Source organism: Phormidium sp. CCY1219 (genome assembly GCF_035615515.1).
Taxonomy (GTDB): Bacteria; Cyanobacteriota; Cyanobacteriia; order Cyanobacteriales; family Laspinemataceae; genus CCY1219.
This window is the reverse complement of the sequence record NZ_JAJENT010000622.1, coordinates 1-7,496: the sequence shown is the minus strand read 5'-3', so window position 1 is coordinate 7,496 and position 7,496 is coordinate 1. Positions and strand designations below refer to the sequence as shown.

Annotated in this window: 5 protein-coding genes; 4 read left to right on the top strand and 1 reads right to left on the bottom strand. The window is 54.4% G+C overall.

Annotated features, from left to right (window positions below; genetic code table 11):
• Nucleotides 1-309: 309 nt before the first annotated feature.
• The 3 genes from LKK83_RS17700 to trpE all read left to right on the top strand — a co-directional run bounded on the left by LKK83_RS17700 (nucleotide 310) and on the right by trpE (nucleotide 4,896).
• On the top strand, nucleotides 310-2,358 hold the full coding sequence (locus LKK83_RS17700) for a DICT sensory domain-containing protein (protein ID WP_324632582.1): 2,049 nt from the start codon (nucleotides 310-312) through the stop codon (nucleotides 2,356-2,358).
• A 191-nt stretch (nucleotides 2,359-2,549) separates the two neighbouring features.
• Entirely contained in the window at nucleotides 2,550-2,990 is a 441-nt protein-coding gene (locus LKK83_RS17695; RefSeq protein WP_324632581.1) for a photosystem I reaction center subunit II PsaD, read from the top strand.
• A gap of 355 nt (nucleotides 2,991-3,345) precedes the next feature.
• Complete coding sequence (gene trpE / locus LKK83_RS17690; RefSeq protein WP_324632580.1) at nucleotides 3,346-4,896, top strand: anthranilate synthase component I; 1,551 nt, start codon at nucleotides 3,346-3,348, stop codon at nucleotides 4,894-4,896.
• A gap of 15 nt (nucleotides 4,897-4,911) precedes the next feature.
• On the opposite strand, the gene LKK83_RS17685 is transcribed toward trpE, so the two are convergent.
• On the bottom strand, nucleotides 4,912-6,279 hold the full coding sequence (locus tag LKK83_RS17685; protein WP_324632579.1) for a septal ring lytic transglycosylase RlpA family protein: 1,368 nt from the start codon (nucleotides 6,277-6,279) through the stop codon (nucleotides 4,912-4,914).
• A 180-nt stretch (nucleotides 6,280-6,459) separates the two neighbouring features.
• Here LKK83_RS17685 and LKK83_RS17680 point away from each other — a divergent pair, with 180 nt between their 5' ends.
• Nucleotides 6,460-7,347, top strand: coding sequence for a PhzF family phenazine biosynthesis protein (locus tag LKK83_RS17680; protein ID WP_324632578.1), 888 nt, complete (start codon nucleotides 6,460-6,462; stop codon nucleotides 7,345-7,347).
• Nucleotides 7,348-7,496: the final 149 nt, after the last annotated feature.

Here is a 7,496-nt window from a genome sequence, read left to right as displayed (position 1 = left end):
GTGGGGAAAAGCGCCTTTAAAAGTCCGACTTTGGACTCTTTAAGAATCCCTCGGATTTATCCGTAGGGAGTATCAAAAGTGGTTGTGGGCATGGTGGAGAGAGTCTTCCCCCAGTGGGAGCCTAGAGGGCGATCGAGAGACGCCGCGATCGCGCAAGCTGCGCGGGTGTCCCTGAGTGCGATAAGTTGATAAAGAGAACGATTTCAAAGTTTCGGCGATCGCGACCCCGGATGCCAGGGGGGGCAAAGCCTGCCCAAACGATGCCGCAGCCTCAAGGTTGTTGCCTAAACCCGACAAAAGAAACCATAAATGAGCATTCCAACTTCAGTGCTGGAAGACTTGCTGCAAGCGATGCCCCAGCTTCGGCCTCAAATTTACTTCAAATCTTCCCTCACCGCACTGTCCCATGCCATGGAAGATCAAATATTGGCCGGGGCAGATCGAGCGTTAGTGGTTGCTTGCTTCCAAAGAGAGCGATTTTATCGCCAAGAAGCGCACCGATATCGGCGGATAGGGACGACAACCGACCAACTGTACGTGCTGGCGGCACCGGAGACCGAATTTAAAAGCGGTTCGGACGTTCACGAAACCGTGGCATTTGAACCATCAGACGGCTTAGCCAACGAGTGGCACTTATTAGTGCTTGCCGAGCAATATGCCTGCTGCTTGGTGTGTCGCGAAAGCAATAGCAATGGGATTGCCGACTCGGAACTGAACGGAATGGATCAAGCGCGACGGTTTGAGGGGATATGGACCTTCGATCGCCTAGTTTGCACCAAAGTCGGGGAACTGTTGCTCGAGCGAGTTCGCATCTATCGCCCCGAATTAGACGCCAAAATCGATCGCGCCTTCCACACCTACAACTTAGGCGTCAAACCCGACAGCGACGCCCTGGGCGGCTTCCAAAACGTAGATCCAGGCCCATTTGCCCAAAGGTTAGTCACCTACCTGCAAGCCGGCCAGCACAAATTACTCAAAACCTACCGCTCGATCGCCGCCCAAGAAAGACGGGAACGTTCCATCAACTCGATTACCACCGCCATCCGCCAATCCCTCAATCCCGCAGACATCTTCCAAGTTGCCGTGCGCGAACTGGGACAGGCCCTCGATGTTTGTCGCTGTTTGATTTATCGCTGCAAAGAAAGCGATGCCACCGCCACCATCGATCGCGAATATTTAGGCGCATCCGTGCCCTCCCTGGCGGGACAAACTTGGCCGCTACAAGATAATCCCCTGTTTCGCGAAGTCGTGGAAGCCCTCGCCCCAGTGGCGGTAGAAAACGCCCTCACCGATCGGCGGATTGCCAATTCCAAAACCCTGCAAACCCTGATGCAAGAGTGGCAGATTGGCTCCTGGTTGATGGTGCCGGTGCTTTATAAAAACCAAGTAGTGGGCATGGTGGAATTGCACCAGTGCGGTTGCGACCCTCGGGTATGGGACGCCGAAGAGCTCACCTTAGTCGATGCGATCGCCACCCAAGTGGGGGTCGCCCTGATTCAAGCGGAAGCCTATGCCAACCTTGAAGGTCTCAACCAACAACTCGAAGCCCTCGATCGCACCCGCAGCAATTTAATCGCGATCGCCGGCCACGAACTTCGCACCCCCTTATCCACCATCCAAGTCTGCCTCGAGAGCCTATCCTCCGACCCGGATATGCCCGCCGAACTGCGACAGGTGATGCTCAGCACCGCCTTAGACGATGCCGAACGCATGCGAACCCTGGTGCAAGACTTTCTCACCCTCTCGCGCCTGGAAAGCGGACGAGTGGAGTGGAATCCCGAACCCCTGCCCTTGCTCGAATGCGTGGAACTGGCCCTGAGCAGCATTCGCACCCGCGCCAATTCCTCCTCCCATGAAGTCCCCGAAATCTCTACCCATCTGCCCGACAACCTGCCCTTAGTGCGCGCTGATGGGGAGTGGTTGGTGGAAGTTCTCTCGAAATTGCTGGATAATGCCTGCAAATTTACCCCCGCCGATGGGGAAGTCAAGGTAGAAGCCCAGTTAAACCGCGATCGCTTCATTCAAGTCTCGATTTCCGATACCGGACGCGGTATCCCCTCCGATCGCCTGGAAGCCGTTTTCGACCGCTTCTATCAAGAAGAAGGTGCCCTGCGGCGCTCCACCGGCGGCACCGGCTTGGGTCTAGCTATCTGTCGCCAAATCGTTCATGCCTGGGGCGGCACCATTTGGGCCACCTCCGAAGGCAAAAACCAAGGCAGTCAGTTTCATTTCACCATCCCCACCGATGCCTCGGTCTCCGACTCCCCCTCTCCCTCCCCCAAATCTACCCCCAAATCTCGCCGAGGCAATCGCTCCTCCCGGGGACAGCGCCATCAGGCTAGCGGCAAGCGAAAGTAGCCTCCCTCACCCCCACCCTGCCGCAAACGACCCCCCAACTCCCCCCCTCCAGCTTCACAAATTACCAATAACCAACCGACAACCCCGCAAATTTAAAGAACTGTTACAGTTCTTTAATAAATCTGTAGACCCAAGGGGTGTCAGTGGTACGATGCCCTAAAAATTGCCTCTTGTAAAATCCGGAGTAAAATATGGCAGAAACATTGACGGGAAAACCGCCAAAATTCGGTGGCAGCACTGGCGGATTGCTCACCAAAGCCCAAATTGAAGAAAAATACGCCATCACCTGGACCTCCTCCAAGGAGCAAGTGTTTGAAATGCCGTCCGGCGGTGCTGCAATTATGAACGAAGGTGAAAACCTTCTGTATTTGCCGCGCAAGGAACACTGCCTCGCCCTGGGAACTCAATTCCGGACCAAATTTAAGCCCAAAATTGAGGACTACAAAATTTACCGGATTTACCCCAACGGCGAAACCGAGTACCTGCATCCGAAAGATGGCGTCTTCCCGGAAAAGGTCAACGATGGTCGTCCTTTTGTGGGCAAGATCGACCGCAACATCGGCAGCAACCCCGAACCCGCCAAACTCAAGTTCAGCGGCAAAAACCCCTTCGATCCCAACCCCGAAGGCTAAACCCGCTGCCCTGAACCGATTGGCTGGCGCGATGTTCTGTGCCCCCCACCCCAGGTAACGACAGTAGCACGGTTCGCCGTGCTGCTTTCGCCCACCTAGGGGAGGATCCATCGGCTAACCTCATGCCCCAGCCCCGCAGGGATATACCGATCTGTGGCTGGGGCATCTTTGTCCGCATCGAGGGCAACATGGACTTGCCTCGCTTTTGTCTAGGACAACCGCAGCGTAAATCACGGGTAGGGTGGGCAAATATTTGCCCACCCTACAGGTAGTGATTAATGGGAGGATTTGCGGTTGTCCTATTCTCCCTACCGCGATCGCAGATAATCGGTAGGATTTCCAGGGAGTTTTTCTGATGATTTTTCCAGATTTTTCGCAGTTTTCCGAACTGAGCCGTCGGGGTAATTTCGTCCCCGTCTATCAGGAATGGGTCGCCGACCTCGATACCCCAGTTTCCGCTTGGTACAAGGTTTGCGCGGGACAACCCTATAGCTTTTTGCTCGAATCCGTAGAAGGGGGTGAAACCCTAGGGCGCTATAGTTTCCTCGGCTGCGATCCCCTGTGGATTTTGGAGGCGCGAGGCACCCAAACCACTCAAAAACATCGCAGCGGCGAGGTGCAGGTCTTTGAGGGCAATCCGTTTGCTACCCTCGAACAGTGCCTCCAGCCTATCGATCCGGTGCATTTGCCGGAATTGCCCCCTGGGGTGGGCGGATTGTTCGGATTTTGGGGCTACGAGTTAATTCGCTGGATCGAACCGAGGGTGCCCACCTACGCGGCGCAAGAGGAGGATTTGCCCGATGGGTTGTGGATGCAGGTGGATAATCTGCTGATTTTCGACCAGGTGAAGCGCAAGATTTGGGCGATCGCCTACGCGGATTTGCGAACTTTACCCCAAAAAGCAGCTTACGATCGCGCTTGCGATCGGGTTGTGCGCTTGGTGGCTAAACTGCAACAGCCCATTTCCCACAGCGAAACCCTCCTAGAATGGATTCCCCCGGCCCGTCAAGCGCAACCGCAAGCTCCAGAATTGCGTTATACCAGCAATACCACTCCAGAGCGCTTTTGCCAAAATGTCTTAAAAGCGAAAGATTATATCAAAGCGGGGGATATTTTTCAAACCGTCCTGTCGCAACGATTATCTGTAGGGTATGAAGGAGACCCCTTTGCCCTTTATCGTTCTTTGCGATCGATTAACCCTTCTCCCTACATGGCCTATTTTCACTTCCAAGATTGGCAAATCATCGGATCGAGTCCGGAAGTGATGGTGAAAGCAGAATGCACCCCTGATGGGAAAAAATCAGCCCTAGTGCGCCCGATCGCCGGAACCAGGCGGCGCGGTTTGACCCCCCAAGAAGACCGGGAATTGGCCGCCGACTTGCTGCAAGACCCGAAAGAAGTCGCCGAACATGTGATGTTGGTGGATTTGGGTCGCAATGATTTGGGAAGGGTCTGCGTCAAAGGCAGCGTGACCGTAGATGAGTTGATGGTCATCGAGCGCTATTCCCACGTGATGCACATTGTCAGCAACGTGCGCGGGGAACTGTCCCCTGAAAAGAGTGCGTGGGATTTACTCCAAGCCTGTTTTCCGGCGGGAACCGTCAGTGGTGCCCCGAAAATTCGGGCGATGGAAATTATTTACGAATTGGAGGGTTCTCGGCGCGGGCCTTATTCCGGCGCATACGGATACTACGGGTTTGAGGGCGAGTTGAATACCGCGATCGCCATTCGCACGATGGTGGTCCGCCGCAATGGCCCGGGGAAACATACCGTCTCGGTGCAGGCCGGGGCCGGAATCGTTGCCGATTCGCAACCAGAAATGGAATATCAGGAAACCCTGAATAAGGCAAAAGGCTTGTTAGAAGCCATCCGCTGTTTGAAAGGAAGTCACTCGCCCCAGGAGTGAGGGTTTTCTCCCGATTCAAAGCTGAGTCATCTGGTTGCTGGGAATGGCCCGGCTGGGGTTGCCCGGTTTCATAATCACCGCTTTGTAAGGGATGACGCCGATTTCTTCGCTGCCAATACAGCGGGCGGCTCCTAGGGAAAGGTCTAAACTACGCGGGGGAATGTACGGACCGCGATCGTTGATCCGGACAATGACCGAATTGCCCGAATGCAAATTGGTGACTTTCAGATAGGTGTCGAAGGGTAAGGTGCGATGGGCGGCGGTCATTTCCTGTTGGTCGAACAATTCCCCGGTGGCGGTGAGACGATGGTGAAAGTACGCGCCATACCAGGAAGCTGTACCCTGTAGGGTTTGATTGGTTTCCACTAGGCCATAGATCTGTTTTTGGGCTTCCACGAAGGAAACGGGCCGGGCAGATAGGGCGATGCGGAGATTGTTCAGCCATTCGATCGCTAGCAAATCCCCGCTGCGATCGAGTTGGTTGGCAAGATGGCGGGTAATCGCAAATAAAGGGCGGACGCCGGCTTGCAAGACGGGTACTCCACCAATCTGAGCGAGTTGCAGGCGATCGCCCTGGGCATCCGGGTCTTGCAACCATTGTTGCACTCGATAGGCGAGCAAATCGGCAATGCTGCGATCGGGTAGTTGGGCAATGAAATATCCTTTCACCCAGACCTGAAATGCAGCGGTCTGGGATAATGGCATCACGGGTGTGGTCGCCTGGGAATGCCGGGAAAAATGTTGCCCGATCCATTGGGCGGTTAAGTCGCGATCGTCTCGCGTCATGTTTTGCTGAGCAAACGGATGCACGGTCACGACTTTCACCGTGACGGGGGCTGTGGTGGGGGGTTTTGCCGTGGCAGTTTTCGGTTGCCACAGGTTTTGCAAAAATCCCACCGGGGTGGCAACGGGAAAGCGCTGTGCTGCTATCGTATTGCCCGGGGCGAGATGCCTTGGGGGGGATTGCCACGCGATCGCTTCCCCGCCCAGTTTCGGCACTTGGTTCGTCTGCTTGGGTTGAGAAATACAAGCACTCTTCTGTGCGGGTTTGAACCAATTCAGGGCGGTAGTAAAGGGCTGGATGTTCCGCGTCTTGGAAGGGCGCTGGTTTGCGGAAATCTGCAAGTTTTTCCCCGGCAAAGTCCTGGCCCGGGGCGGGTTTTGGCGTTGGGAGACCGGGCGGCGGCGATCGGGTTTTGCGGCCCTGCGGCCCGGGTGGGGGCGACGGCGATCGCGCAACTCGAAATTCTGGGTCATCGCCGATAACGTTTTGCCAGAAAACGGTGTGGCATTGGCGGCGGTGGAATAATTGATTGATGTTTGGCTGGATAACCACAAACTGCTCAAACAGCAGGTCATCCAGACCAGTCCGAGAAATTGCATAAGCGTTTTTTCGCGAGTTGTAAAGTCACTCAACGTCCGGGTGAATGTGGTCTAGAATATCTCGATTTCACCCCTAAAGCAAGAGGGACTCTGGTGGGGTTTTTTCTGTTCCTCCGGTGGGGAATCAAGCCCGATCCCCGGCGGAAACTGCTGTTTCGTTTGTTTGGAATAGAGGTTAATATGAGTGGGTTAAAGTTTTACATTGTTGATGTTTTTGCGGTAGAAAAATATAGCGGAAATCCATTGGCGGTGGTGACGGGAAGCGCCGCGCTGTCGGATGTCCAGATGCAACGCATTGCTAAGGAAATGAATTATTCCGAGACGACGTTTGTTCTCTCGGAGGCAGTACGGGAAGGGGGCTATGATGTCCGCATCTTTACGCCAGAGCGGGAATTGCCTTTTGCGGGTCATCCGACTTTAGGGACGGCTTATATTCTCCAAAAGGAGATAATTAAAGCGCCTATCGAACGGGTGGCGTTGAATCTGAAGGTGGGCCAAATTCCGGTGATGCTTTATTATCGCGAGGGGGAGGTGGAGATGTTGTGGATGCAGCAACAACCACCCAGGTTTCTGTCGGTTTTAAACCGGGAAACTGTGGGTGAGGTTTTGGGTTTGGAATTGCGGGATATGGATTCTCGGTTTCCGGTGCAACAGGTTTCTACTGGGGTGCCTTTTGTGATGGTTCCGTTGCGGAATTTAGACGCATTAAATCGCGCAAAAGTCAACCGAGATAAGTATTTTAAATTGATTGCGGAGATGGAGGCGAAATGTCTGTTTTTGTTCTGCCCGGAAACTCGTCATCCGGAGAATCATCTCAGCGCCCGGATGTTTGCGGATTATTTGGGGGTACCGGAGGATCCGGCAACGGGCAGCGCTAATGGCTGTTTGGCGGGCTATGTGGTGGAATACGGCTATTTGGATTCGCCACCGATGCCCCTGCGGGTGGAACAGGGACATGCGATCGCCCGCCCATCCCTGTTATGGTTAAACGCCAGCAAGCAGCAAGGTGAGATATCCGTCTCCGTGGGCGGCCAGGTAATGTTAGTCGCCCACGGCGAACTGCTATAGCACACCATCTCTCATTTTCTCACGTAAATTATGCTGCACATAATATCTCAATATCTCACATTATCCGTAGTTCCACAATTAAAGCGGGGGATTGAAATCGCGCCTTTGCAAGCCACAATTAAAGCGGGGGATTGAAATCGCGCCTTTGC

What these genes read in the sequence shown, in the direction of transcription:
- LKK83_RS17700 (WP_324632582.1), top strand. Translation starts at nt 310, where the DNA reads ATGAGCATTCCAACTTCAGTGCTGGAAGACTTGCTGCAAGCGATGCCC.
- LKK83_RS17695 (WP_324632581.1), top strand. Translation starts at nt 2,550, where the DNA reads ATGGCAGAAACATTGACGGGAAAACCGCCAAAATTCGGTGGCAGCACT.
- LKK83_RS17680 (WP_324632578.1), top strand. Translation starts at nt 6,460, where the DNA reads ATGAGTGGGTTAAAGTTTTACATTGTTGATGTTTTTGCGGTAGAAAAA.
- LKK83_RS17685 (WP_324632579.1), bottom strand. Translation starts at nt 6,279, where the DNA reads ATGCAATTTCTCGGACTGGTCTGGATGACCTGCTGTTTGAGCAGTTTG.
- trpE (WP_324632580.1), top strand. Translation starts at nt 3,346, where the DNA reads ATGATTTTTCCAGATTTTTCGCAGTTTTCCGAACTGAGCCGTCGGGGT.